The organism is Quadrisphaera sp. KR29, from assembly GCF_052644995.1.
On sequence record NZ_JBQXXG010000002.1, the window covers coordinates 264,096 to 289,608 of the forward strand.

Below are 25,513 nucleotides of genomic sequence, written 5' to 3' on the forward strand. Positions count from 1 at the left end.
CCAGCGCGGCGGGGCCGGCCACCGAAGGGCAGTGGCGCAACTGGCAGCGCACCGGTCTCCAAAACCGGCGGTTGCGGGTTCGAGTCCCGCCTGCCCTGCGACGAGGACGACCTGACGGGCACCAGCCCGGGCAGCAGCACGACCACAGCGGAGCGCCGGCGCACGCCGGCCGAGGAGGTGCGACCGACGTGACGGAGACCCAGCCGAGCGGCACCCCCGGGGCGTCCGCGGCGGCCAGCCGCCGCGGCGGGCCCCTCGCCCGCCTGCTCGTGTTCCTGCGCGAGGTGGTCGGTGAGCTCAAGAAGGTGGTGTACCCCACCCGCGACGAGCTCGTGACCTACACCTCCGTGGTGCTGGTGTTCGTCGTGGTCGTCATGACGTACGTGTCGCTGCTGGACCTGGGCTTCGGGCGCCTCGTGCTCTGGGTGCTCGGCGGCAGCTGAGCCGCTCGACCACCGCGCCCGGCACCGGCAGCACCCGCAGACAGGAAGCAGGCCCCCCCACCGTGTCCCAGCAGTCCTACGACGCCCCCGAGACCTCCGCCCCCGACGCCGACGAGGACCTCGCGGCCCTCGCGGCCCCGGGCCAGCAGGGCGAGACCGCCGAGGCCGGGACCCCCGAGGTCGACGGCGCGGCGCAGGCCCCGGCGCACGAGCAGGACGCCGCCGAGGAGCCCGCGGCCCCCGCCGGGGGCGACGCCTCCGTGGCCCCCGAGGCGGACGAGGACGAGGCCGACCCGGTCGAGGAGTTCAAGGCGCAGCTGCGCCGCGCCCCCGGCGACTGGTTCGTCATCCACTCCTACGCCGGCTACGAGAACCGCGTGAAGAGCAACCTCGAGAACCGCATCGGCAGCCTCAACATGGAGGACTACATCTTCCAGGTCGAGGTCCCGATGGAGGAGGTCCGCGAGATCAAGAACGGCCAGCCCAAGCTCGTGCGCCGCGTGCGCATCCCGGGCTACGTGCTGGTGCGCATGGACCTCACCAACGAGTCCTGGGGCGCCGTCCGCCACACCCCGGGCGTCACGGGCTTCGTGGGCAACACCCACCAGCCGGTGCCGCTGAGCACCGAGGAGGTGTTCTCGATGCTGGCGCCGGCGCTGCAGCCCAAGGAGGGCGCCAAGGCGGCGGCGAAGGCGGCCCCGGTCACCGAGGTCGACTTCGAGGTGGGCGAGTCGGTCACCGTCATGGAGGGCCCCTTCGAGACGATGCCCGCCACCATCTCCGAGATCAACACCGACCGGCGCACGCTGCAGGTGCTGGTCTCGATCTTCGGCCGGGAGACGCCGGTCGAGCTGTCCTTCGGCCAGGTCGCCAAGATCTGACCGGTCGCCGCCGGGTCGCCGCGCCCCGGGGTCCCCAGGCACCACGACGTCCCACGACACGAGGTAGAGAAGAGCCATGCCCCCCAAGAAGCGGGTCTCCGGACTCATCAAGCTCCAGATCAACGCCGGCGCCGCCACCCCGGCCCCGCCGATCGGCCCCGCGCTGGGCCAGCACGGCGTCAACATCATGGAGTTCTGCAAGGCCTACAACGCCGCGACGGAGTCCCAGCGCGGCAACGTCGTGCCCGTCGAGATCACGGTGTACGAGGACCGCTCGTTCACCTTCGTCCTGAAGACCCCGCCGGCCGCCGAGCTCATCAAGAAGGCCGCCGGCGTGGCCAAGGGCTCCTCGACGCCGCACACCACCAAGGTCGCGTCCCTGACGACCGACCAGGTGCGCGCGATCGCCGAGCAGAAGATGCAGGACCTCAACGCCAACGACGTGGACGCCGCGATCAAGATCATCGCCGGCACCGCGCGCTCCATGGGCATCACCGTCCAGGGCTGAGCCCGCACCACCGCTGCACCCGGCCGGCCCGGCCGCGGCAGCACCCCCCAGCAGTCGTGGGAGGACCGGGAGCGACCCGGTCCGCCTGACCACACAGGAAGAGAGCACCGTGAAGCACAGCAAGGCCTACCGCGCCGCTGCCGAGAAGGTCGACCGCGACGTCCTGCACTCCCCGCTGGACGCGGTGAGGCTGGCCAAGGACACCTCGGTCACCAAGTACGACGCGACCGTCGAGGTCGCCTTCCGCCTGGGCGTCGACCCCCGCAAGGCCGACCAGATGGTGCGCGGCACCGTCAACCTGCCCCACGGCACCGGCAAGACCGCCCGCGTGCTGGTCTTCGCCGTCGGCCCGCGCGCCGCCGCGGCCGAGGCCGCCGGCGCCGACGTCGTGGGCGGGGACGAGCTCATCGAGCGCGTGGCCGGGGGCTTCCTCGACTTCGACGCCGCCGTGGCCACTCCGGACCTCATGGGCAAGGTCGGCCGCCTGGGCCGCGTGCTCGGCCCGCGCGGCCTCATGCCCAACCCCAAGACGGGCACCGTGACGATGGACGTGGCCAAGGCCGTCACCGACATCAAGGGCGGGAAGATCGAGTTCCGCGTCGACAAGCACTCCAACCTGCACTTCATCATCGGCAAGACCTCCTTCTCCGAGGCCGCCCTGGTGGAGAACTACGCCGCCGCCCTCGACGAGGTGCTGCGCCTGAAGCCGGCCGCCTCCAAGGGCCGGTACATCAGCAAGGCGACCATCGCCACGACGATGGGCCCCGGCATCCCGGTCGACCCGGCGCGCACCCGCAACCTCCTCGAGGACGGCGCCGCCACCCCGGCCTGACGCGCCGCGCACCACGACGGCCCCCGCCCCGGCACCCGCCGGGGCGGGGGCCGTCCGCGTGGTCGGGGGCGCCTCGCGGCCGGTGTAGGCTGGACGCACCGAAGACCGCCGGTCGCTGCGCCCTGCCCGCCAGGGAGCAGCCGAAGGTCCGCACGAGCGGGCGTCCAGCGCAGGTGAGCGAGACCCAGCGGCAGTCCGCCGGCGCGAGAGCGCCCAGCGCGACAGGCCTCCTGCGAGCCCCGTGCGCCTGGCGCCGGGGCTCGAGTCGTCTGCGGGGCAGGACCGTCCGGCGGCCGGGCAGCACCACCGGGTGACCGGGGGAGCGGCCCGCACGACTGACACGCACCCCCGGAAGGAGGATCGTGCCCACCGCTGAGAAGGAAGCAGCCGTCGCAGAGCTCACCGAGCTCTTCCGCGAGGCGAACGCCGGCGTGCTCACCGAGTACCGCGGCCTGACCGTCGCGCAGCTCAAGGAGCTGCGCCGCGCGATCGGCGACAACGGCAGCTACAACGTCGTCAAGAACACCCTGACGGCCATCGCCGCCAAGAACGCCGGCGTCGACGCGTTCGAGGGCCAGCTGGCCGGACCGACGGCCATCGCGTTCATCACGGGTGACCCCGTGGAGGCCGCCAAGGGCCTGCGCGCGTTCGCCAGGACCAACCCGCAGCTGGTCATCAAGTCCGGGTTCCTCGAGGGCAAGCCGCTCACCGCGGCGGACGTGGCGGCCCTGGCCGACCTCGAGCCCCGCGAGGTCCTGCTGGCCAAGATGGCCGGCGCGCTCAAGGGCTCCCTCAACCGCGCCGCGTACACCTTCGCCGCGCCGCTGTCGAAGGCCGCCCGCACCGTCGACGCCCTGCGCGCCAAGGTCGAGGCCGGCTCCCCGGCCGAGGCCGCCGCGCCGGCCGCCGACGAGGCCGCTCCCGCGGCCGACGAGGCCTGAGGGCTCCCGCCCTCCGCCCTGCACCACCCCCAGACACGCCACACCTGAGATAGAGGAGAGCCACCATGGCCAAGCTGTCCGCTGACGAGCTGCTGGACGCCTTCAAGGAGATGACTCTCATCGAGCTCTCGGACTTCGTGAAGAAGTTCGAGGAGGTCTTCGAGGTCACCGCCGCCGCCCCCGTCGCGGTCGCCGCCGCCGGTGGTGCCGCTGGCGGCGCCGCCGCCGAGGAGGTCGAGGAGCAGTCCGAGTTCGACGTCGTCCTCGAGGCCGCCGGCGACAAGAAGATCCAGGTCATCAAGGAGGTGCGCGCCCTGACCTCCCTCGGCCTGAAGGAGGCCAAGGACCTCGTGGACGGCGCCCCCAAGCCCGTCCTGGAGAAGGTCGCCAAGGACGCCGCCGAGAAGGCCAAGGCGCAGCTCGAGGGCGCCGGCGCCACCGTCTCCGTCAAGTGAGACGGGTCCGGGCCGCCAGCGGGCGGCCCGGACCGCGGAGCACCCGCTCCACCAGCACCACCTGCGCAGCGGCGCCGGCCCCCCGGGGGCCGGCGCCGCTGCCGCGTCCGGGGCCGGGCCGAGGGCCCGCCGCACCCGGCCCGGGCGAGCCTGCTTGACGCGCGGGGGCCGCGGGGGCATCCTCGTCGTCGCCGGACCGGTGCAGCAGGCACCGAGCAGCCCGACGACGAGGTCGGGGCCGGGGCGGGGCAGCTCTGCGCCCGCCGGGGACGGCGGCTGGACTTGTGCGGTGCGGCGGCGTACGCTAGCCCCTTGCGCACACTCCTGCATGCCCTGACGCCGGTGGAGGCCGGTTAGGGGCTTGCTGGCATGCGCCCGCACCGTCCGCAGGCCCGTGGAAGGACTCCTCTTGGTCGCCTCGCGCACCTCGCTCCGCCCCAGCTCCAACGGTTCCACCTCGACAGCCCGCCGTGTGTCGTTCGCGAAGATCCGCGAGCCCCTCGACGTCCCCGACCTCCTCGCCCTGCAGACCGAGAGCTTCGACTGGCTCCTCGGCAACGAGCGCTGGCGCGACCGCGTCGCCGCCGCCTCCCAGGAGGGCGAGGTCCCCGACACCTCCGGCCTCGAGGACATCTTCGAGGAGATCTCCCCGATCGAGGACTTCTCGGGGTCCATGTCGCTGAGCTTCCGCGACCACCGCTTCGAGCCGCCCAAGTACTCCCTGGAGGAGTGCAAGGAGCGGGACATGACCTACGCCGCGCCGCTGTTCGTGACCGCCGAGTTCATGAACGCCACCACCGGTGAGATCAAGAGCCAGACGGTGTTCATGGGCGACTTCCCGCTCATGACCCCGCGCGGCACCTTCGTCATCAACGGCACCGAGCGCGTCGTCGTCTCCCAGCTCGTCCGCTCCCCGGGCGTCTACTTCGAGCGCACCATCGACAAGACCTCCGACAAGGACGTCTTCTCCGCCAAGGTCATCCCCAGCCGCGGCGCGTGGCTGGAGTTCGAGGTCGACAAGCGCGACATGGTCGGCGTCCGCGTCGACCGCAAGCGCAAGCAGTCCGTCACCGTCCTCCTCAAGGCGCTCGGCTGGACCGACGCGCAGATCCTCGAGGAGTTCGGCCAGTTCGAGTCGATGCGCGCGACGCTGGAGAAGGACAACACCACCGGCCAGGACGACGCGCTGCTCGACATCTACCGCAAGCTGCGCCCGGGCGAGCCGCCGACGAAGGAGGCCGCCCAGACCCTCCTCGACAACCTGTACTTCAACCCCAAGCGCTACGACCTCGCCAAGGTCGGCCGGTACAAGCTCAACCGGAAGCTGGGGCTGGAGAAGCCGCTCAGCGCGGGCACGCTGCGCGTCGAGGACGTCGTCGCGACCATCCGCTTCCTGGTCACGCTGCACGCCGGCCAGAGCACGATGAAGGGCCGGCGCAACGGCGTCGACGCGGACGTGCGTGTCGAGGTCGACGACATCGACCACTTCGGCAACCGCCGCCTGCGCGCCGTCGGCGAGCTCATCCAGAACCAGGTCCGCACGGGCCTGAGCCGGATGGAGCGCGTGGTGCGCGAGCGCATGACGACGCAGGACGTCGAGGCGATCACGCCGCAGACGCTCATCAACATCCGTCCCGTCGTGGCCTCCATCAAGGAGTTCTTCGGGACCAGCCAGCTGAGCCAGTTCATGGACCAGACCAACCCGCTGGCGGGCCTGACCCACAAGCGCCGCCTGAGCGCCCTGGGCCCGGGCGGTCTGAGCCGCGACCGCGCCGGCATGGACGTGCGCGACGTGCACCCCTCGCACTACGGCCGCATGTGCCCGATCGAGACCCCCGAGGGCCCGAACATCGGCCTCATCGGCTCCCTGTCGAGCTACGGGCGCATCAACCCGTTCGGCTTCGTGGAGACCCCCTACCGCCGCGTCGTCGAGGGCGTCGTCACCGACGAGGTGCACTACCTGACCGCCGACGAGGAGGACGAGCACGTCATCGCCCAGGCCAACGCGCCGCTGGGCGAGCGCGGCGAGTTCACCGAGGCCCGCGTGCTGGTGCGCGCCAAGGGCGGCGAGGCGGAGTTCGTGCCGGCCGCCGAGGTCGACTACATGGACGTCTCCCCGCGCCAGATGGTGTCCGTCGCGACCGCGATGATCCCCTTCCTGGAGCACGACGACGCCAACCGCGCGCTCATGGGCTCGAACATGCAGCGCCAGGCCGTGCCGCTGGTGCGCGCCGAGGCGCCGCTGGTGGGCACCGGGATGGAGCTGCACGCGGCGGTCGACGCCGGCGACGTCATCGTGGCCGAGAAGCCCGGTGCCGTGACCTCGGTCAGCGCCGACATGGTGACCGTCGCCAACGACGACGGGACCTCCTCGACCTACCGCCTGGCCAAGTTCCGCCGCTCCAACCAGGGCACGTCCTACAACCAGCGCGTGCTGGCGGTCGAGGGCACCCACGTCGAGGCGGGCACCGTCCTGGCCGACGGCCCCTCCACCGACCAGGGCGAGCTGGCGCTCGGGCGCAACCTCCTGGTGGCCTTCATGCCGTGGGAGGGCCACAACTACGAGGACGCGATCATCCTGTCCCAGCGGATCGTCCAGGACGACGTCCTGAGCTCGATCCACATCGAGGAGCACGAGGTCGACGCCCGCGACACCAAGCTGGGTCCGGAGGAGATCACCCGCGACATCCCCAACGTCGCGGAGGACGTCCTCGCCGACCTCGACGAGCGCGGCATCATCCGCATCGGCGCCGAGGTCGTCCCCGGCGACATCCTCGTCGGCAAGGTCACGCCCAAGGGCGAGACCGAGCTGACCCCGGAGGAGCGCCTGCTGCGCGCGATCTTCGGGGAGAAGGCTCGCGAGGTCCGCGACACCTCCCTGAAGGTGCCCCACGGCGAGTCCGGCACCGTCATCGGCGTCAAGGTCTTCGACCGCGAGGACGGCGACGAGCTGCCCCCGGGCGTGAACCAGCTGGTCCGCGTCTACGTGGCGCAGAAGCGCAAGATCACCGACGGTGACAAGCTCGCCGGCCGCCACGGCAACAAGGGCGTCATCTCCAAGATCCTGCCCGTCGAGGACATGCCGTTCCTCGAGGACGGCACCCCGGTCGACATCGTGCTCAACCCGCTGGGCGTGCCCGGCCGCATGAACGTCGGCCAGGTGCTCGAGCTCCACCTGGGCTGGATCGCCAAGCAGGGCTGGAAGGTGGAGGGCGAGCCCGAGTGGGCCTCGCGCATCCCCGAGATCGCCCGCGAGGTGGCCGCGAACACCCCCGTGGCGTCGCCCGTCTTCGACGGCGTCTCCGAGGCGGAGATCACCGGCCTGCTCGGGTCGACGCTGCCCAACCGCGACGGCGACCGCATGGTCGACTCCTCCGGCAAGGCCCGGCTCTTCGACGGCCGCTCCGGCGAGCCGTTCCCGTACCCGGTCTCGGTCGGCTACATGTACATCCTCAAGCTCCACCACCTGGTCGACGACAAGATCCACGCCCGCTCGACCGGCCCCTACTCCATGATCACGCAGCAGCCCCTGGGTGGTAAGGCCCAGTTCGGCGGCCAGCGGTTCGGCGAGATGGAGGTGTGGGCGCTGGAGGCGTACGGCGCCGCCTACGCCCTGCAGGAGCTGCTCACCATCAAGTCCGACGACGTCCTGGGCCGCGTGAAGGTCTACGAGGCCGTCGTCAAGGGCGAGAACATCCCCGAGCCGGGCATCCCCGAGTCCTTCAAGGTGCTCATCAAGGAGATGCAGTCGCTCTGCCTGAACGTGGAGATCCTCTCCAGCGACGGCACGAGCATCGAGATGCGGGAGACCGACGACGACGTCTTCCGCGCCGCGGAGGAGCTCGGGATCGACCTGAGCCGCCGCGAGCCGTCCAGCGTCGAGGAGGTCTGACCTCCCGCCGGCGCGGCCCCCGCTGGGGGGCCGCGCCGGCGCCCCCCTCTCCCAGCACCCCAGCTCTGCTCCCCGCGGGGAGCGCCCCTGAGCACCACCGAGAGGACATCCGTGCTCGACGTCAACTTCTTCGACGAGATCCGCATCGGCCTGGCCACCGCCGACTCGATCCGCACCTGGAGCCACGGCGAGGTCAAGAAGCCGGAGACCATCAACTACCGCACCCTCAAGCCTGAGAAGGACGGGCTCTTCTGCGAGAAGATCTTCGGTCCCACCCGGGACTGGGAGTGCTACTGCGGCAAGTACAAGCGCGTCCGCTTCAAGGGCATCATCTGCGAGCGCTGCGGCGTCGAGGTCACCCGCGCCAAGGTGCGCCGCGAGCGGATGGGCCACATCGAGCTCGCCGCGCCCGTCACGCACATCTGGTACTTCAAGGGCGTCCCGAGCCGTCTGGGCTACCTGCTCGACCTGGCCCCGAAGGACCTCGAGAAGGTCATCTACTTCGCCGCCTACATGATCACCTGGGTCGACGAGGAGTCGCGCTCGCGCGACCTGCCCTCGCTGCAGGCCCAGATGGACGTGGAGAAGAAGCAGGTCGCCGACCGTCGTGACAGCGACGTCGAGGCCCGCGCCCAGAAGCTCGAGGCCGACCTGGCCGAGCTCGAGGCCGAGGGCGCCAAGGGCGACGTGCGCCGCCGCCTGCGCGAGTCCGCCGAGCGCGAGATGAACGCCATCCGCCGCCGCGCGGACGCCGAGGTCGACCGCCTCACCCAGGTGTGGGACCGCTTCTCGAAGCTCAAGGTCGCCGACCTCGAGGGCGACGAGGTGCTCTACCGCGAGCTGCGCGACCGGTACGGGCTGTACTTCGAGGGCGGGATGGGCGCCGCGGCGATCCAGAAGCGCCTGGCCTCCTTCGACCTCGAGGCGGAGGCCGAGTCGCTGCGCGAGACCATCGCCACCGGCAAGGGCCAGCGCAAGACCCGCGCGCTCAAGCGCCTCAAGGTGGTCTCCGCCTTCCTGACCACGACCAACTCCCCGCTCGGCATGGTGCTCGACGCGGTCCCGGTGATCCCGCCGGACCTGCGCCCGATGGTCCAGCTGGACGGCGGCCGCTTCGCGACCTCCGACCTCAACGACCTGTACCGCCGCGTCATCAACCGCAACAACCGCCTCAAGCGGCTGCTCGACCTCGGCGCGCCCGAGATCATCGTCAACAACGAGAAGCGGATGCTGCAGGAGGCCGTCGACGCGCTGTTCGACAACGGCCGCCGCGGCCGCCCGGTCACCGGGCCGGGCAACCGCCCGCTGAAGTCGCTGTCCGACATGCTCAAGGGCAAGCAGGGCCGGTTCCGCCAGAACCTGCTCGGCAAGCGCGTGGACTACTCGGGCCGCTCGGTCATCGTCGTCGGCCCGCAGCTCAAGCTGCACCAGTGCGGCCTGCCGAAGCCGATGGCGCTGGAGCTCTTCAAGCCCTTCGTCATGAAGCGGCTGGTCGACCTCAACCACGCGCAGAACATCAAGTCGGCCAAGCGCATGGTCGAGCGCGCCCGCCCGGTGGTGTGGGACGTGCTCGAGGAGGTCATCACCGAGCACCCGGTGCTGCTCAACCGCGCGCCCACGCTGCACCGCCTGGGCATCCAGGCCTTCGAGCCCCAGCTGGTCGAGGGCAAGGCGATCCACCTGCACCCGCTGGTGTGCGGCGCCTTCAACGCCGACTTCGACGGCGACCAGATGGCGGTGCACCTGCCGCTGAGCGCCGAGGCGCAGGCCGAGGCCCGCGTGCTGATGCTCTCCAGCAACAACATCCTCAAGCCGGCGGACGGCCGCCCGGTGACGATGCCCACCCAGGACATGGTCATCGGCCTGTTCCACCTCACCTCGGTGGTCGAGGGCGGGGCCGGCGAGGGCCGCACCTTCGGCTCGGTCGCCGAGGCGATCATGGCCTTCGACGCCGGGGCGCTCGACCTGGGCGCGCGAGTGCGGATCCGGCTGCAGGGCGTGGTCCCGCCGGCCGGCGCCGCGGTGCCGGAGGGCTGGACCCAGGGCGACCCGCTCGTGCTGGAGACCACCCTGGGCCGCACGCTGTTCAACGAGGCGCTGCCCGTCGACTACCGCTTCGTGGACGCGGTCGTGGACAAGAAGCAGCTCTCGGCGATCGTCAACGACCTCGCCGAGCGCTACCCCAAGGTGCAGGTCGCCGCGACGCTGGACGCCCTCAAGGCGGCCGGCTTCCACTGGGCCACGCGCTCGGGGACGACCATCGCCATCTCCGACCTCGTCTCGCCCGACAACAAGCAGGCGATCCTCGAGGAGCACGAGGCGCGGGCCGAGAAGGTCCAGCAGCAGTACGAGGCCGGCCTCATCACCAACGACGAGCGCCGCCAGGAGCTCATCGAGATCTGGACCGTCGGCACCAACCGCGTCGCGGAGGACCTGGAGTCCTCGATCGACCCGAAGAACACCATCTTCCGGATGGTCACCTCGGGCGCGCGAGGCAACTGGATGCAGATGCGCCAGATCGGCGGGATGAAGGGCCTCGTGGCGAACCCGCGGGGCGAGATCATCCCGCGGCCGGTGAAGTCCTCCTTCCGCGAGGGCCTGTCGGTGCTGGAGTTCTTCATCTCCACGCACGGCGCCCGCAAGGGCCTGGCCGACACCGCGCTGCGCACCGCCGACTCGGGCTACCTCACCCGTCGCCTGGTGGACGTCTCCCAGGACGTCATCGTCCGCGAGGACGACTGCGGCACCTCCCGCGGCCTGACGCTGCCCATCGGCACCCGCGGGCAGGACGGCGTGCTGCGCCTGCTCGACACGGTGGAGACCAGCGTCTACGCCCGCACCCTGGCCGCTGCGGTCACCGTCGACGGCGAGGTGCTGGCCGAGGCCGGCGCCGACGTCGGCGACGTGCTCATCGACGCCCTGGTCGCCCGCGGTGTCGAGGAGGTGAAGATCCGCTCGGTCCTCACCTGCGAGTCCAAGGTGGGCACCTGCGCGCTGTGCTACGGCCGCTCGCTGGCCACCGGCAAGCTCGTGGACATCGGCGAGGCCGTCGGGATCATCGCCGCGCAGTCCATCGGCGAGCCCGGCACGCAGCTGACGATGCGCACCTTCCACGTGGGTGGTGTGGCCTCTGAGGGCGGTGACATCACGCACGGCCTGCCGCGCGTGCAGGAGCTCTTCGAGGCCCGCACGCCCAAGGGCCAGGCGCCGATCGTCGAGGCCGCCGGCCGGGTGAGCATCGAGGACGCCGACCGCACCCGGCGCCTCACCGTCACCCCGGACGACGGCTCGGAGGAGGTCTCGCACCTGGTGAGCAAGCGCGCGCGCCTGCTCGTGGCCGACGGCCAGCGCGTCGAGGTGGGCCAGCAGCTCGTGCAGGGGTCGGTCGACCCCAAGCAGGTGCTGCGCATCCTCGGTCCCCGCGCGGTGCAGAAGCACCTGGTCGACGAGGTGCAGGCCGTGTACCGCAGCCAGGGCGTGGGCATCCACGACAAGCACATCGAGGTCATCGTGCGGCAGATGCTGCGCCGCGTGACGATCATCGACTCCGGCGACGCCGAGCTGCTGCCCGGTGAGCTGGCGGAGCGCTCGCGCTTCGAGTCCGAGAACCGCCGCGTGGTCGCCGAGGGCGGCACGCCGGCGGCCGGCCGCCCGGAGCTCATGGGCATCACCAAGGCGTCCCTGGCGACGGAGTCGTGGCTGTCCGCGGCCTCGTTCCAGGAGACGACGCGGGTGCTCACCGAGGCGGCCCTCAACGGGCGCAGCGACCCGCTGCTGGGCCTGAAGGAGAACGTCATCCTGGGCAAGCTGATCCCGGCGGGCACCGGCCTGGCGCGCTACCGCGACGTCAAGGTCGAGCCCACGGAGGAGGCGAAGGCCGCGATGTACGCGATCCCGAGCTACGACGACTCCGACTACGAGGGCTACTTCGGCGCCGGCTCCGGCCAGGCCGTGCCCCTGGAGGAGTACGACATCGGCGGCTACGGCCGCTGACGCACCGCGCGGGCGGCCGGGGCCCCAGGCAGGAGCCCCGGCCGCCCGCTGGTCGCCGGACGCCCCCGGCGGCGGGGGAACACCCCTGCCGCCGGGGGCGTTTTGACTGGTGTAACGCACACCGCGTACCCTCGACGCAAGCCCGGGTGCGCCCGGGCCTCCGTGCGCCAGGACCGTCCCGCTCTCGCGAGGGGCTCGTCGTCCAGGCAGGGTCCGGCGGGGAAGCCCGCCAGGCAGTCGGACGTGCCCGACCACGGGGGCCAGGCAGTACGAGAGGCGGACCGGTCAGACCGGCCGCCGGCAGCCCGACACCGACAGACGCACGTCACGACCCACGGAGACCCAGTGCCCACCATCCAGCAGTTGGTCCGCAAGGGCCGCCAGGACAAGGCGACGAAGACCAAGACGCCTGCGCTCAAGGGGAGCCCGCAGCGCCGCGGCGTGTGCACCCGCGTGTACACCACCACCCCGAAGAAGCCGAACTCCGCGCTGCGCAAGGTCGCCCGCGTGCGCCTGTCCAGCCAGGTCGAGGTCACCGCCTACATCCCGGGCGAGGGCCACAACCTCCAGGAGCACTCCATCGTCCTGGTCCGCGGCGGCCGCGTGAAGGACCTCCCGGGCGTGCGCTACAAGATCGTGCGCGGCGCCCTGGACACCCAGGCCGTCAAGAACCGCAAGCAGGCCCGCAGCCGCTACGGCGCCAAGAAGGGGAACTGATGCCTCGCAAGGGACCGGCCCCGAAGCGGCCGCTCGTCGTCGACCCGGTCTACGGGTCCCCGCTGGTCACCCAGCTGGTCAACAAGATCCTCGTCGACGGCAAGAAGTCCGTCGCCGAGCGGATCGTCTACGGCGCCCTCGAGGGCACCCGCGAGAAGACCGGGCAGGACCCGGTCGTCGCGCTCAAGAAGGCCATGGACAACGTCCGCCCGGCCCTGGAGGTCAAGTCCCGCCGCGTCGGCGGCGCCACCTACCAGGTGCCGATCGAGGTCCGCGCCGGTCGCTCGACCACGCTCGCGCTGCGCTGGCTGACCAGCTACGCGCGCTCGCGCCGCGAGAAGACCATGACCGAGCGCCTCATGAACGAGATCATCGACGCCAGCAACGGCCTGGGGGCCGCGGTCAAGCGCCGCGAGGACACCCACAAGATGGCCGAGTCGAACAAGGCGTTCGCGCACTACCGCTGGTGATCTTCCGTCCGCGCCGCCCACCGGGCGGCGCGGACGCACCCCACCACTCCCTAGGGCCCCTGGCGGGCCGGACAGGCAGGACCACAGCGTGGCACTCGACGTGCTGATGGACCTCAACAAGGTCCGCAACTTCGGCATCATGGCGCACATCGACGCCGGCAAGACCACGACGACCGAGCGGATCCTCTTCTACACGGGGATCAACTACAAGATCGGCGAGGTCCACGACGGCGCCGCCACGATGGACTGGATGGAGCAGGAGCAGGAGCGGGGGATCACCATCACCTCCGCCGCCACCACCTGCTTCTGGGAGGGCACCCAGCTCAACATCATCGACACCCCCGGCCACGTCGACTTCACGGTCGAGGTGGAGCGCAACCTGCGCGTCCTGGACGGCGCCGTCGCCGTCTTCGACGGCAAGGAGGGCGTCGAGCCGCAGTCCGAGACGGTGTGGCGGCAGGCGGACAAGTACGACGTCCCCCGCATCTGCTTCGTCAACAAGATGGACAAGCTGGGTGCTGACTTCTACTTCACCGTCCAGACCATCAAGGACCGCCTCGGCGCCACGCCGCTGGTGATCCAGCTCCCCATCGGCTCGGAGAGCACCTTCGTCGGCTGCGTCGACCTGGTGTACAACCGCGCGCTGGTGTGGCGCGGCGAGACCGGCAAGGGCGAGGCGTACGAGATCGAGGAGATCCCGGCCGACCTGGCCGAGAAGGCGGCGGAGTACCGCCACCAGCTCATCGAGACCGTCGCGGAGTCCGACGAGGAGCTGCTCGAGAAGTACCTCGGCGGCGAGGAGCTGACGCCCGAGGAGATCAAGGGCGCCATCCGCAAGATGACGATCTCCTCGCAGGTCTACCCGGTGCTGTGCGGCTCGGCGTTCAAGAACAAGGGCGTGCAGCCCATGCTCGACGCCGTGGTCGACTACCTGCCGACCCCGCTGGACGTCCCCAGCGTCGAGGGCCACGCGCCCAACGACGAGGAGAAGGTGCTCACCCGCGCCGCGAAGTACGAGGAGCCGTTCTCGGCCCTCGCCTTCAAGATCGCGGCTCACCCGTTCTTCGGGAAGCTCACGTACATCCGCGTCTACTCGGGCCGGATCTCCTCGGGCGCCCAGGTCGTGAACTCGACCAAGGGCCGCAAGGAGCGCATCGGGAAGATCTTCCAGATGCACTCCAACAAGGAGAACCCCGTCGACGAGGCGGCGGCCGGCCACATCTACGCCGTCATCGGCCTCAAGGACACGACGACCGGCGAGACGCTGTGCGACCCGTCGGCGCCGATCGTCCTGGAGTCGATGACCTTCCCGGAGCCGGTCATCTCCGTGGCCATCGAGCCCAAGACGAAGGCCGACCAGGAGAAGCTGGGCACCGCGATCCAGAAGCTCGCCGAGGAGGACCCGACCTTCCAGGTCCAGCTCGACGAGGAGACCGGCCAGACCATCATCAAGGGGATGGGCGAGCTCCACCTCGACATCCTGGTCGACCGCATGCGCCGCGAGTTCAAGGTCGAGGCGAGCGTCGGCAAGCCGCAGGTGGCGTACCGCGAGACCATCCGCCGGACGGTCGAGAAGATCGACTACGTCCACAAGAAGCAGACCGGCGGCTCGGGCCAGTACGCGAAGGTCCAGGTCAAGTTCGAGCCCCTGGACACCTCCGAGGGCCAGATGTACGAGTTCGCCAACGCCGTGACCGGTGGTCGCGTGCCGCGCGAGTACATCCCCAGCGTCGACGCCGGCATCCAGGACGCGATGCAGCTCGGCGTGGTGGCCGGCTACCCGCTGGTCGGCATCAAGGCCACGCTGCTCGACGGCGCCTACCACGAGGTCGACTCCTCGGAGATGGCGTTCAAGGTGGCCGGCTCGATGGTCCTCAAGGAGGGCGTCAGGAAGGCCGACCCGGTCCTGCTGGAGCCGGTCATGGCCGTCGAGGTGCGCACGCCCGAGGACTACATGGGCGACGTCATCGGCGACCTGAACTCGCGCCGTGGCCAGATCCAGGCCATGGAGGACATCAGCGGCGCCAAGATCGTGCGCGCGCAGGTCCCGCTGTCGGAGATGTTCGGCTACGTCGGCGACCTGCGGTCCAAGACGCAGGGCCGCGCCGTCTACACCATGACGTTCGACAGCTACGCCGAGGTCCCGCGCAACGTGGCCGAGGAGATCATCAAGAAGGCCCGCGGCGAGTGACCTGCCGCCCGCGGCAGGTCGTTCGTTAGCATCATCGACAGACAGATCTCGAGGAGGAACACCCAGTGGCCAAGGCCAAGTTCGAGCGGACCAAGCCCCACGTCAACATCGGGACGATCGGGCACATCGACCACGGCAAGACGACGCTCACCGCGGCGATCTCCAAGGTCCTGCACGACAAGTACCCGGACCTGAACCCCTTCACGCCGTTCGACCAGATCGACAAGGCGCCGGAGGAGAAGCAGCGCGGCATCACGATCTCGATCGCGCACGTCGAGTACCAGACCGAGTCGCGCCACTACGCGCACGTCGACTGCCCCGGGCACGCCGACTACATCAAGAACATGATCACCGGTGCGGCCCAGATGGACGGCGCGATCCTCGTGGTCGCCGCCACCGACGGCCCGATGCCGCAGACCAAGGAGCACGTGCTCCTGGCCCGCCAGGTCGGCGTCCCCTACATCGTGGTGGCGCTGAACAAGGCCGACATGGTCGACGACGAGGAGATCCTCGAGCTCGTCGAGATGGAGGTCCGTGAGCTGCTGTCCTCCTACGAGTTCCCGGGTGACGACCTGCCCGTCGTCCGCGTCTCCGCGCTGAAGGCGCTGGAGGGCGACGCCGAGTGGGGCGAGAAGCTCATGGAGCTCATGGACGCGGTGGACTCCTCCATCCCGCAGCCCGAGCGCGAGGTCGACAAGCCGTTCCTCATGCCGATCGAGGACGTCTTCACCATCACCGGCCGCGGCACCGTCGTGACCGGCCGCATCGAGCGCGGCGTCCTCAAGGTCAACGAGACCGTCGAGATCGTCGGCATCAAGACCGCGTCGCAGTCCACGACCGTGACCGGCATCGAGATGTTCCGCAAGCTGCTCGACGAGGGCCAGGCCGGCGAGAACGTCGGCCTGCTGCTCCGCGGCCTCAAGCGCGAGGACGTCGAGCGCGGCCAGGTCGTCTGCAAGCCGAAGTCGATCACGCCCCACACCGACTTCGAGGCGCGCGTCTACATCCTGTCCAAGGACGAGGGCGGCCGTCACAACCCGTTCTACTCGAACTACCGTCCGCAGTTCTACTTCCGGACGACCGACGTCACCGGCGTCATCACGCTGCCCGAGGGCACCGAGATGGTCATGCCGGGTGACAACACCGAGATGACCGTCGCCCTGATCCAGCCGATCGCCATGGAGGAGGGCCTGCGCTTCGCCATCCGCGAGGGCGGCCGCACCGTGGGCGCCGGCCAGGTCGTCAAGATCATCAAGTGATCGCAGCCCCCTAGGGGGCGACGCCGCGAAGGGCCCGGGAGCGCTGCTCCCGGGCCCTTCGTGCTGCCCGCTGGGCTGCGCGGCGGGGGACGGTGCCCAGACGGCGGCCCGCGGCGGCGACCGGCCGTGCAGGCGCCCCGCCGGCCCCCGGTGACCGGATTGGACCGGTGAGGGGGACGTCTGGCAAGATGGGCGGGTCGTTCGGCGTGCGCGCCCCTCGCTCGTGGCGGGGGGCGCCCCGCTGCGGGCCCCCACGGGTCCGCGTCACGGATCGCCGGCGCCCGGGGGACCGGGCTCGACAGCAGACCTCCACAGGTGGCAGCGCGCCAGCGCGCTCGGGGAAGGGCGACACGCCCGACCTCGGGGGCCGGTGCCCGCCCCGTGGCACAGCGGGACGAGAGAGGGACGGGCCATGGCGGGACAGAAGATCCGCATCCGGCTGAAGTCGTACGACCACGAGGTCATCGACAGCTCCGCGCGCAAGATCGTCGACACGGTCAGCAACGCCGGCGCGACGGTGGTCGGCCCGGTGCCGCTGCCGACCGAGAAGAACGTGTACGTCGTCATCCGCTCGCCGCACAAGTACAAGGACAGCCGCGAGCAGTTCGAGATGCGCACGCACAAGCGGCTGATCGACATCATCGACCCGACGCCCAAGGCGGTCGACTCGCTGATGCGCCTCGACCTGCCCGCCGACGTCAACATCGAGATCAAGCTCTGAGCCTGGTCACGGCACAGGCAGAGCTGCGAGGAGAACGACGATGAGCACGACCACCGACGCGCGCCGCCGCGTCGCGGGCCTGCTGGGCACCAAGCTCGGGATGACCCAGGTCTGGGACGAGGCCGGGCGCCTCGTGCCGGTGACCGTCATCCAGGCGGGCCCGTGCGTGGTGACGCAGGTGCGCACCCCCGAGACCGACGGCTACGACGCGGTCCAGATCGCCTTCGGCGCGATCGACCCGCGCAAGGTCAACAAGCCGCTGGCCGGCCACTTCGAGAAGGCCGGCACCACGCCCCGGCGCCACGTGGCCGAGCTGCGCACGCCCGACGCCGGGCAGTACTCCGCCGGCCAGGAGCTGACGGTCGAGCTGTTCAGCGCCGGCCAGAAGATCGACGTCGGCGGGACCACCCGCGGCAAGGGCTTCGCGGGCGTCATGAAGCGCCACGGCTTCGCCGGCGTCTCGGCCAGCCACGGCGCGCACCGCAACCACCGCAAGCCGGGCTCCATCGGCGGCTGCGCCACCCCCGGCCGCGTCTTCAAGGGCCTGCGCATGGCCGGCCGCATGGGCGGCGAGCGCCAGACCACGCAGAACCTGCTCGTCCACGCCGTCGACGCCGAGCGCGGCTACGTGCTCGTCAAGGGCGCCGTCCCGGGCCCGCGCGGGGCCGTCGTCGTCCTCAAGACCGCGGCCAAGGCCGCTCAGGAGGGCTGATCCCGATGTCCACCAGCACCGACCAGATCCTGGACGCCACCCCCGTGGACCGCACGGTCGACGTCATCGGCCCCGACGGCTCCGCCGCGGGCTCGGCGACGCTGCCCGGCGACGTCTTCGACGTCCAGACCAACGTGCCGCTGATCCACCAGGTCGTGGTGGCCCAGCTCGCGGCCGCCCGCCAGGGCACCCACGCCACCAAGACCCGCGGCGAGGTCCGCGGCGGTGGCAAGAAGCCCTACAAGCAGAAGGGCACCGGCCGCGCCCGCCAGGGCTCGACCCGCGCCCCCCAGTTCGCCGGCGGTGGCACCGTCCACGGCCCGCAGCCGCGCGACTACAGCCAGCGCACCCCCAAGAAGATGAAGGCCGCCGCCCTGCGCGGCGCCCTGTCCGACCGGGCCCGCCACGAGCGCGTGCACGTCCTGTCCGCCGTCGTGGCGGGCGAGGCGCCCAGCACCCGCAGCGCGGTCGGGCTGCTCGCTGGCCTGTCCCAGCGCCCGCAGCGCCTCGTGGTGCTGCAGCGCGGTGACGAGCTCAGCTGGAAGAGCCTGCAGAACGCCGCCGGCGTGCACCTGCTGTTCGCCGACCAGCTCAACACCTACGACGTCCTGTGCTCCGACGACGTCGTGTTCACCTCCGGCGCGCTGGAGGCCTTCCTGGCCGGCGCCACCCGCAGCGAGGAGGCCGCTCGATGAGCGAGACGCCCACCCCCGCCACGAGCACGACCAGCGTGTTCGCCGGCGTCGGCAAGGACCCGCGCGACGTCATCGTCGCCCCGGTCGTGTCCGAGAAGAGCTACGCGCTGCTCGACCAGGGCAAGTACACGTTCCTGGTCGACCCGCGCGCCAACAAGACCGAGATCAAGGTCGCCGTCGAGAAGGTCTTCGGCGTCAAGGTCGAGTCGGTCAACACCCTCAACCGCGAGGGCAAGAAGCGCCGCACGCGCACCGGGGTCGGCAAGCGCAAGGACACCAAGCGCGCCGTCGTCACCCTGCGCGAGGGCACCATCGACATCTTCGGGGGAGGGGCCTGACATGGGCATCCGCCAGTACAAGCCCACCACGCCCGGCCGCCGCGGCTCGTCGGTCGCCGACTTCGTCGAGGTCACGCGCAGCGAGCCCGAGAAGTCGCTCGTCCGCCCGCTGCCGAAGAAGGGCGGCCGCAACTCCAGCGGTCGCATCACGACGCGCCACCAGGGCGGCGGCCACAAGCGCGCCTACCGCGTCATCGACTTCCGCCGCCACGACAAGGACGGCGTGCCGGCCACGGTCGCGCACATCGAGTACGACCCCAACCGCACCGCGCGCCTGGCGCTGCTGCACTACGTGGACGGCACCAAGCGCTACATCCTGGCGCCGACCCGCCTGAAGCAGGGCGACCGGATCGAGAACGGCCCCGAGGCCGACATCAAGCCGGGCAACAACCTGCCGCTGCGCAACATCCCCGTCGGCACCGTGGTGCACGCCGTGGAGCTGCGCCCCGGCGGCGGCGCCAAGATGGCCCGCTCCGCCGGCGCCTCGATCCGCCTGGTGGCCCGCGAGGGCGGCACCGCGCAGCTGCGCATGCCCTCCGGCGAGGTCCGCACCGTCTCGGTCGAGTGCCGCGCGACGGTGGGCGAGGTCGGCAACGCCGAGCAGTCCAACATCAACTGGGGCAAGGCCGGCCGCATGCGGTGGAAGGGCAAGCGCCCGACCGTCCGCGGTGTCGCCATGAACCCGATCGACCACCCGCACGGTGGTGGAGAGGGCAAGACCTCCGGTGGACGCCACCCGGTGAGCCCGTGGGGCCAGGCCGAGGGCCGCACCCGCCGTCCCGGCAAGGCCAGCGACCGCCAGATCGTCCGTCGGCGCACCGCCGGCAAGAAGCGCTGAGGGAGTAGCTGAGCCATGCCGCGCAGCCTGAAGAAGGGTCCCTTCGTCGACGACCACCTCGCCAAGAAGGTGGACGTGCAGAACGAGAAGGGCACGAAGAACGTCATCCGCACGTGGTCGCGCCGTTCGATGATCATCCCGGACATGCTGGGGCACACGATCGCCGTGCACGACGGCCGCAAGCACGTGCCGGTGTTCGTCACCGAGGCGATGGTCGGGCACAAGCTCGGCGAGTTCGCCCCCACCCGCACCTTCCGCGGGCACGAGAAGGACGACCGCCGGGGCCGTCGCCGCTGACGCCCGTCAGCAGGTGACGAACTCCCCGACCCAGCCGAGACACGAGGCAGGACGAGACATGGAAGCCAAGGCGCAGGCGCGGTACGTCCGCGTGACGCCGCAGAAGGCGCGGCGCGTCGTGGACCTGATCCGCGGACGCCGTGCGAGCGAGGCGCTGGCGGTGCTCAGCTTCGCCCCGCAGTCGGCGAGCGAGCCGGTGCTCAAGGTCGTGCAGAGCGCGATCGCGAACGCCCGCGTCAAGGCCGACCGCGCCAGCGAGGCCTTCGACGAGCGCAGCCTGGTCATCAGCGCCGCGTACGTGGACGAGGGCGTCACGCTGAAGCGCTTCCGGCCGCGGGCCCAGGGCCGCGCGGGCCGGATCACCAAGCGCACCAGCCACATCACCGTGGTGGTCGCCCCCGAGGCCGAGAAGGCCGGCGCCGGGGCGTCCCGCGGTGACCAGCAGACGCAGACGAGGAGGGCCCGCTGATGGGGCAGAAGGTCAACCCGAACGGGTTCCGCCTCGGCATCACCACCGACCACCGGTCGCGCTGGTTCGCCGACAGCACCCGTCCCGGGCAGCGCTACCGCGACTACGTGAAGGAGGACGTGGAGGTCCGCCGGCTCATGTCGAAGGGCATGGACCGGGCCGGCATCGCCCGCGTCGAGATCGAGCGCACCCGCGACCGCGTGCGCGTCGACATCCACACCGCCCGCCCGGGCATCGTCATCGGCCGCCGCGGCGCCGAGGCCGACCGCCTGCGCGGGGAGCTCGAGAAGCTCACCGGCAAGCAGGTCCAGCTGAACATCCTCGAGGTGAAGAACCCCGAGGCCGAGGCGCAGCTGGTCGCCCAGGGCATCGCCGAGCAGCTCGCCAGCCGCGTGTCGTTCCGCCGCGCGATGCGCAAGGGCATGCAGTCCGCGCAGCGCGCCGGCGCCAAGGGCATCCGGGTGCAGTGCTCCGGCCGCCTCGGCGGCGCGGAGATGAGCCGCTCGGAGTTCTACCGCGAGGGGCGCGTGCCGCTGCACACCCTGCGCGCTTACATCGACTACGGCTTCTACGAGGCCAAGACCACCTTCGGCCGCATCGGCGTGAAGGTCTGGGTCTACAAGGGCGACCACACCCAGCGCGAGCTCGCTGCCCAGGCCGCCGCCGCCCCGCGCGGGGCGCGCCCGCCGCGCGGTGACCGCCCCCAGCGCGGTGACCGCCCCCAGCGCGGCGACCGTCCCCAGCGCGGCGAGGGCCAGGGCCCCGCCGCCGCCACCACCGCTCCGGCCGAGGCCGGGGCGTCCGCACCCGGATCGGAGGGCTGACCCGTGCTGATCCCCCGGCGCCTCGCGCACCGCAAGCAGCACCACCCCACCCGCCGTGGCCAGGCCACCGGCGGCACCGCGGTCACCTTCGGTGACTTCGGCATCCAGGCGCTCGAGCACGGCTACGTGACCAACCGCCAGATCGAGTCCGCCCGCATCGCCATGACCCGCCACATCAAGCGCGGCGGGAAGGTCTGGATCAACATCTACCCGGACCGCCCGCTGACCAAGAAGCCCGCCGAGACCCGCATGGGCTCGGGCAAGGGCTCGCCGGAGTGGTGGATCAGCAACGTCAAGCCCGGACGCGTGATGTTCGAGCTGTCCGGCGTGCCGGAGGACATCGCCCGCGAGGCGATGCGGCGCGCGATCCACAAGCTGCCGATGAAGTGCCGCTTCGTCACCCGCGAGGGAGGGCTGTCCTGATGGCCGTCGGGTCCAAGGGCCTGGAGCCCGCCGCGCTGCGCGGCTTCGAGGACGAGCGCCTCGTCGAGGAGCTGCGCAAGGCCAAGGAGGAGCTCTTCAACCTCCGCTTCCAGTCGGCCACCGGGCAGCTCGAGAACCACGGGCGGCTGCGCGCCGTCCGCCGGGACATCGCCCGGATCTACACGACGATGCGCGAGCGCGAGCTCGGCATCGGGGAGGTCGACGCCCAGTGAGCGAGGCAGTGAACGAGAACACCGAGGCGCAGGCGCGCGGGTACCGCAAGACCCGCCGCGGCTACGTGGTCAGCGACAAGATGACCAAGACCGTGGTCGTCGCCGTCGAGGACCGCGTCAAGCACCCCCTCTACGCCAAGGTCATCCGCCGCACCGTGAAGGTGAAGGCGCACGACGAGAACGAGACCGCCGGCATCGGCGACCTCGTCAGCATCGCCGAGACCCGTCCGCTGTCGGCCACCAAGCGGTGGCGCGTGGTCGAGGTCCTCGAGCGGGCCAAGTAAGCCCACCCCACGGTCCCATCTAGTTCCGCGAGGCTCGACCCCCGCCGGCTGGCCGGCGGCGGGCGAGGACCGGCGTGACGACAGGAGAGAAGCAGTGATCCAGCAGGAGTCGCGGCTGCGCGTCGCCGACAACACGGGTGCCAAGGAGATCCTCTGCATCCGCGTGCTCGGCGGCAGCGGACGCCGCTACGCCGGCATCGGCGACGTCATCGTCGCCACCGTCAAGGACGCCATCCCCGGGGGTGCCGTCAAGAAGGGCGACGTCGTCAAGGCGGTCGTCGTCCGCACCACCAAGGAGAACCGCCGTCCGGACGGCTCCTACATCCGCTTCGACGAGAACGCCGCGGTCATCCTGCGCAACGACGGCGACCCGCGCGGCACCCGCATCTTCGGCCCGGTGGGCCGCGAGCTGCGCGACAAGAAGTTCATGCGGATCATCTCGCTCGCCCCGGAGGTGCTCTGAGCCATGGCCGACCGCAACAAGACCCGCATCAAGAAGGGTGACCTGGTCCAGGTCATCACCGGCAAGAAGCAGGCCCGCGGCGGCGACCGCGGCAAGACCGGGCGCGTGCTCGAGGTCTACCCCGAGCGCGGACGCGTCCTGGTCGAGGGCATCAACCGGGTGACCAAGCACGTCAAGGCCGGCCAGACCGCCCGCGGCTCGCGCACCGGTGGCATCGAGACGCACGAGGCGCCGCTGCACATCAGCAACGTCGCCCTCGTGGACCCCAAGACCAAGAAGCCCACCCGCGTGGGCATCCGCACCGAGACCGTCGAGCGCGACGGCGTGCAGCGCACCGTGCGCGTGCGCGTCGCCCGCCGCTCGGGCGAGGACATCGCATGAGCACCGAGACCGCCACGACGAAGGCGCCGCCGCGCCTGAAGACCCGCTACGCCGAGGAGATCGCCCCGGCGCTGCGCGAGCAGTTCCAGCACGACAACGTGATGCAGGTCCCGCGCCTGGTCAAGGTCGTCGTGAACATGGGCGTCGGCGAGGCCGCTCGCGACTCCAAGCTCATCGACGGCGCCGTGCGCGACCTCATGCTCATCACGGGCCAGCGCCCGGCGGTGACCAAGGCGCGCAAGTCCATCGCGCAGTTCAAGCTGCGCGAGGGCATGCCCATCGGCGCCCACGCCACGCTGCGCGGCGACCGCATGTGGGAGTTCCTCGACCGCCTGGTCAGCCTCGCGCTGCCCCGGATCAGGGACTTCCGCGGCCTGTCGCCCAAGCAGTTCGACGGCCGGGGCAACTACACCTTCGGCCTGGACGAGCAGTCGATGTTCCACGAGATCGACCAGGACAAGATCGACCGCGTCCGCGGCATGGACATCACGGTCGTCACCACCGCGACGAGCGACGACGAGGGCCGGGCGCTGCTGCGCCTGCTCGGCTTCCCGTTCCGCGAGAACTGACCGAGGACTGAGGCAGACACCCATGGCCAAGACCGCTCTGATCGTCAAGGCGTCGCGCAAGCCGAAGTTCGCGGTGCGCGCCTACACCCGCTGCCAGAGGTGCGGGCGCCCGCACTCGGTGTACCGCAAGTTCGGCCTGTGCCGCGTGTGCCTGCGCGACATGGCCCACCGCGGCGAGCTGCCGGGCATCACCAAGAGCTCCTGGTAAGCACCACGCTCCCCACACACCCGTTGAACCACTGCGCCGCAGGCCCCGCACGGACGTCCGTCCGGGGGACCACGGCGAGGAAGGGCGGACGAGCCCGATGACCATGACCGACCCGATCGCGGACATGCTGACGCGCCTGCGGAACGCCAACTCGGCGTACCACGACGACGTCGCCATGCCGTACAGCAAGCTGAAGTCCCGCGTGGCGGAGATCCTCAAGTCCGAGGGCTACATCTCCTCCTGGCGCGTCGAGGACGCCGAGGTGGGCAAGCGCCTCGTGCTGGACCTCAAGTACGGCCCCAACCGGGAGCGCTCCATCGCCGGCCTGCGCCGCGTGAGCAAGCCCGGTCTGCGCGTGTACGCCAAGTCGACCAACCTGCCGCGCGTGCTCGGTGGCCTGGGGGTGGCGATCCTGTCGACCTCCTCCGGCCTCCTGACGGACCGCCAGGCGAGCAAGCAGGGCGTGGGCGGGGAAGTCCTCGCCTACGTCTGGTGAGGGGGTAGAGCATGTCGCGCATCGGAAGGCTCCCCGTGGCCGTCCCGGCCGGGGTGGACGTCAGCATCGACGGCGCCGAGGGCCGCACCGTCACCGTCAAGGGCCCCAAGGGGACCCTCACGCACACCGTGCCCGCGCCGCTGTCCGTCGACCGCGGTGAGGACGGCACCCTGGCCGTCACCCGCCCCGACGACGAGCGGCTGTCCAAGTCGCTGCACGGCCTGACCCGCACGCTGCTGGCCAACATGGTCCACGGCGTGACCCAGGGCTTCGAGAGGCAGATGGAGATCGTGGGCACCGGCTACCGCGTCCAGGCGCGCGGGTCCGACCTCGAGTTCGCCCTCGGCTTCAGCCACCCCGTGCTCGTCAAGGCGCCCGAGGGCATCACCCTCACGGTGTCCGCCCCCAACCGCTTCGCGGTCTCGGGCATCGACAAGCAGCGCGTGGGCGAGGTCGCTGCGAACATCCGCAAGCTGCGCAAGCCCGACCCGTACAAGGGCAAGGGCGTGCGCTACGCCGGCGAGGTCGTCCGGCGCAAGGTCGGGAAGGCAGGTAAGTAGTCATGGCTCTCGCCAGCAGGACCAAGCTCCTCCGCAAGGGCGCTGCCAAGACCGGCGCCGCCGCCCGCTCCCGCCGCCACCTGCGCGTGCGCAAGAAGGTCACCGGCACCGCGGTCCGCCCGCGCCTGGTGGTCACCCGCTCGGCGCGCCACGTCGCCGTGCAGGTGGTCGACGACACCGTCGGCCGCACCCTCGCCTCGGCCTCCACCATGGAGGCCGACCTGCGCGGGCACGACGGCGACAAGACCGCCAAGGCCCGTCGCGTCGGCGAGCTCGTCGCCGAGCGCGCCAAGGCCGCCGGCGTGGAGGCCGTGGTCTTCGACCGCGGCGGCAACCGCTACCACGGCCGCGTGGCCGCGGTGGCCGAGGGTGCGCGCGAGGGCGGTCTGGCCCTGTGAGCACCCGTACGAACCTGGACAA

30 protein-coding genes and 1 tRNA gene are annotated in these 25,513 nt (G+C 71.2%); all 31 read left to right on the forward strand.

Annotated elements, in window-relative coordinates; all coding sequences use genetic code 11:
- The first annotated feature begins 25 nt into the window (after positions 1–25).
- The 31 genes from ACUN9U_RS03005 (at position 26) to rplR (ending at position 25,491) form a co-directional block, all read left to right on the forward strand.
- Positions 26–98, forward strand: a tRNA-Trp gene (locus ACUN9U_RS03005).
- Between the two features lie 90 nt (positions 99–188).
- Positions 189–443, forward strand: coding sequence for a preprotein translocase subunit SecE (gene secE, locus ACUN9U_RS03010; RefSeq protein WP_445483427.1), 255 nt, complete (start codon positions 189–191; stop codon positions 441–443).
- 62 nt (positions 444–505) lie between these two features.
- Positions 506–1,324 carry a transcription termination/antitermination protein NusG gene (nusG, locus tag ACUN9U_RS03015; protein ID WP_445483428.1) on the forward strand — a complete coding sequence of 273 codons (819 nt, stop codon included), beginning with the start codon at positions 506–508 and terminating at the stop codon, positions 1,322–1,324.
- Between the two features lie 76 nt (positions 1,325–1,400).
- Entirely contained in the window at positions 1,401–1,832 is a 432-nt protein-coding gene (gene rplK, locus ACUN9U_RS03020) for a 50S ribosomal protein L11 (protein ID WP_445483429.1), read from the forward strand.
- Between the two features lie 109 nt (positions 1,833–1,941).
- Positions 1,942–2,664, forward strand: a complete 723-nt coding sequence (gene rplA / locus ACUN9U_RS03025; RefSeq protein ID WP_445483430.1) for a 50S ribosomal protein L1 — start codon at positions 1,942–1,944, stop codon at positions 2,662–2,664.
- A 362-nt stretch (positions 2,665–3,026) separates the two neighbouring features.
- Positions 3,027–3,605 (forward strand): 50S ribosomal protein L10, encoded by a 579-nt coding sequence (rplJ, locus tag ACUN9U_RS03030; protein WP_445483431.1) that lies wholly within the window; start codon positions 3,027–3,029, stop codon positions 3,603–3,605.
- 65 nt (positions 3,606–3,670) lie between these two features.
- Complete coding sequence (gene rplL, locus ACUN9U_RS03035; protein WP_445483432.1) at positions 3,671–4,060, forward strand: 50S ribosomal protein L7/L12; 390 nt, start codon at positions 3,671–3,673, stop codon at positions 4,058–4,060.
- A gap of 409 nt (positions 4,061–4,469) precedes the next feature.
- Positions 4,470–7,952 (forward strand): DNA-directed RNA polymerase subunit beta, encoded by a 3,483-nt coding sequence (gene rpoB, locus ACUN9U_RS03040; RefSeq protein WP_445483508.1) that lies wholly within the window; start codon positions 4,470–4,472, stop codon positions 7,950–7,952.
- A gap of 111 nt (positions 7,953–8,063) precedes the next feature.
- Positions 8,064–11,945, forward strand: a complete 3,882-nt coding sequence (locus ACUN9U_RS03045) for a DNA-directed RNA polymerase subunit beta' (RefSeq protein WP_445483433.1) — start codon at positions 8,064–8,066, stop codon at positions 11,943–11,945.
- 345 nt (positions 11,946–12,290) lie between these two features.
- Positions 12,291–12,662: a 30S ribosomal protein S12 gene (rpsL, locus tag ACUN9U_RS03050; protein ID WP_109773095.1), complete on the forward strand. Its 372-nt coding sequence runs from the start codon at positions 12,291–12,293 to the stop codon at positions 12,660–12,662.
- Positions 12,662–13,132, forward strand: coding sequence for a 30S ribosomal protein S7 (gene rpsG, locus ACUN9U_RS03055; protein WP_109773094.1), 471 nt, complete (start codon positions 12,662–12,664; stop codon positions 13,130–13,132). Before rpsL ends, rpsG begins: the two co-directional genes overlap by 1 nt.
- An 88-nt stretch (positions 13,133–13,220) precedes the next feature.
- The gene (fusA, locus tag ACUN9U_RS03060) at positions 13,221–15,323 is read left to right on the forward strand and encodes an elongation factor G (RefSeq protein WP_445483434.1); all 2,103 of its coding nucleotides are present in this window, start codon (positions 13,221–13,223) and stop codon (positions 15,321–15,323) included.
- Between the two features lie 65 nt (positions 15,324–15,388).
- The gene (tuf, locus tag ACUN9U_RS03065) at positions 15,389–16,582 is read left to right on the forward strand and encodes an elongation factor Tu (RefSeq protein ID WP_445483435.1); all 1,194 of its coding nucleotides are present in this window, start codon (positions 15,389–15,391) and stop codon (positions 16,580–16,582) included.
- Positions 16,583–16,994: 412 nt separating this feature from the next.
- A complete protein-coding gene (gene rpsJ / locus ACUN9U_RS03070) occupies positions 16,995–17,303 on the forward strand; it encodes a 30S ribosomal protein S10 (RefSeq protein ID WP_109773091.1) in 309 nt (102 codons plus the stop codon).
- 40 nt (positions 17,304–17,343) lie between these two features.
- A complete protein-coding gene (rplC, locus tag ACUN9U_RS03075) occupies positions 17,344–18,015 on the forward strand; it encodes a 50S ribosomal protein L3 (protein ID WP_445483436.1) in 672 nt (223 codons plus the stop codon).
- A gap of 5 nt (positions 18,016–18,020) precedes the next feature.
- Complete coding sequence (rplD, locus tag ACUN9U_RS03080; protein WP_445483437.1) at positions 18,021–18,710, forward strand: 50S ribosomal protein L4; 690 nt, start codon at positions 18,021–18,023, stop codon at positions 18,708–18,710.
- Positions 18,707–19,048, forward strand: coding sequence for a 50S ribosomal protein L23 (rplW, locus tag ACUN9U_RS03085; protein ID WP_445483438.1), 342 nt, complete (start codon positions 18,707–18,709; stop codon positions 19,046–19,048). Before rplD ends, rplW begins: the two co-directional genes overlap by 4 nt.
- A gap of 1 nt (position 19,049) precedes the next feature.
- Entirely contained in the window at positions 19,050–19,886 is an 837-nt protein-coding gene (gene rplB / locus ACUN9U_RS03090) for a 50S ribosomal protein L2 (protein ID WP_139710060.1), read from the forward strand.
- Positions 19,887–19,901: 15 nt separating this feature from the next.
- The gene (rpsS, locus tag ACUN9U_RS03095) at positions 19,902–20,183 is read left to right on the forward strand and encodes a 30S ribosomal protein S19 (protein WP_445483439.1); all 282 of its coding nucleotides are present in this window, start codon (positions 19,902–19,904) and stop codon (positions 20,181–20,183) included.
- A gap of 58 nt (positions 20,184–20,241) precedes the next feature.
- Complete coding sequence (rplV, locus tag ACUN9U_RS03100) at positions 20,242–20,652, forward strand: 50S ribosomal protein L22 (RefSeq protein ID WP_445483440.1); 411 nt, start codon at positions 20,242–20,244, stop codon at positions 20,650–20,652.
- Positions 20,652–21,476 carry a 30S ribosomal protein S3 gene (gene rpsC, locus ACUN9U_RS03105; protein WP_445483441.1) on the forward strand — a complete coding sequence of 275 codons (825 nt, stop codon included), beginning with the start codon at positions 20,652–20,654 and terminating at the stop codon, positions 21,474–21,476. The genes rplV and rpsC overlap by 1 nt, the downstream gene beginning before the upstream one ends.
- Positions 21,477–21,479: 3 nt before the next feature.
- Entirely contained in the window at positions 21,480–21,899 is a 420-nt protein-coding gene (gene rplP, locus ACUN9U_RS03110; RefSeq protein WP_445483442.1) for a 50S ribosomal protein L16, read from the forward strand.
- Positions 21,899–22,132, forward strand: a complete 234-nt coding sequence (rpmC, locus tag ACUN9U_RS03115) for a 50S ribosomal protein L29 (protein ID WP_445483443.1) — start codon at positions 21,899–21,901, stop codon at positions 22,130–22,132. Before rplP ends, rpmC begins: the two co-directional genes overlap by 1 nt.
- Positions 22,129–22,416: a 30S ribosomal protein S17 gene (gene rpsQ / locus ACUN9U_RS03120; RefSeq protein ID WP_445483444.1), complete on the forward strand. Its 288-nt coding sequence runs from the start codon at positions 22,129–22,131 to the stop codon at positions 22,414–22,416. Before rpmC ends, rpsQ begins: the two co-directional genes overlap by 4 nt.
- A gap of 94 nt (positions 22,417–22,510) precedes the next feature.
- Positions 22,511–22,879 carry a 50S ribosomal protein L14 gene (rplN, locus tag ACUN9U_RS03125; RefSeq protein WP_139710047.1) on the forward strand — a complete coding sequence of 123 codons (369 nt, stop codon included), beginning with the start codon at positions 22,511–22,513 and terminating at the stop codon, positions 22,877–22,879.
- A 3-nt stretch (positions 22,880–22,882) separates the two neighbouring features.
- Positions 22,883–23,260 (forward strand): 50S ribosomal protein L24, encoded by a 378-nt coding sequence (gene rplX / locus ACUN9U_RS03130; RefSeq protein WP_445483445.1) that lies wholly within the window; start codon positions 22,883–22,885, stop codon positions 23,258–23,260.
- On the forward strand, positions 23,257–23,829 hold the full coding sequence (gene rplE, locus ACUN9U_RS03135; protein ID WP_445483446.1) for a 50S ribosomal protein L5: 573 nt from the start codon (positions 23,257–23,259) through the stop codon (positions 23,827–23,829). The genes rplX and rplE overlap by 4 nt, the downstream gene beginning before the upstream one ends.
- A gap of 22 nt (positions 23,830–23,851) precedes the next feature.
- Positions 23,852–24,037 carry a type Z 30S ribosomal protein S14 gene (locus ACUN9U_RS03140; RefSeq protein ID WP_445483447.1) on the forward strand — a complete coding sequence of 62 codons (186 nt, stop codon included), beginning with the start codon at positions 23,852–23,854 and terminating at the stop codon, positions 24,035–24,037.
- Positions 24,038–24,134: 97 nt separating this feature from the next.
- On the forward strand, positions 24,135–24,533 hold the full coding sequence (rpsH, locus tag ACUN9U_RS03145; RefSeq protein WP_147924417.1) for a 30S ribosomal protein S8: 399 nt from the start codon (positions 24,135–24,137) through the stop codon (positions 24,531–24,533).
- Between the two features lie 11 nt (positions 24,534–24,544).
- Positions 24,545–25,093: a 50S ribosomal protein L6 gene (rplF, locus tag ACUN9U_RS03150; protein WP_445483448.1), complete on the forward strand. Its 549-nt coding sequence runs from the start codon at positions 24,545–24,547 to the stop codon at positions 25,091–25,093.
- A 2-nt stretch (positions 25,094–25,095) separates the two neighbouring features.
- A complete protein-coding gene (gene rplR, locus ACUN9U_RS03155; RefSeq protein ID WP_445483449.1) occupies positions 25,096–25,491 on the forward strand; it encodes a 50S ribosomal protein L18 in 396 nt (131 codons plus the stop codon).
- The last annotated feature ends 22 nt before the right edge of the window (positions 25,492–25,513 follow it).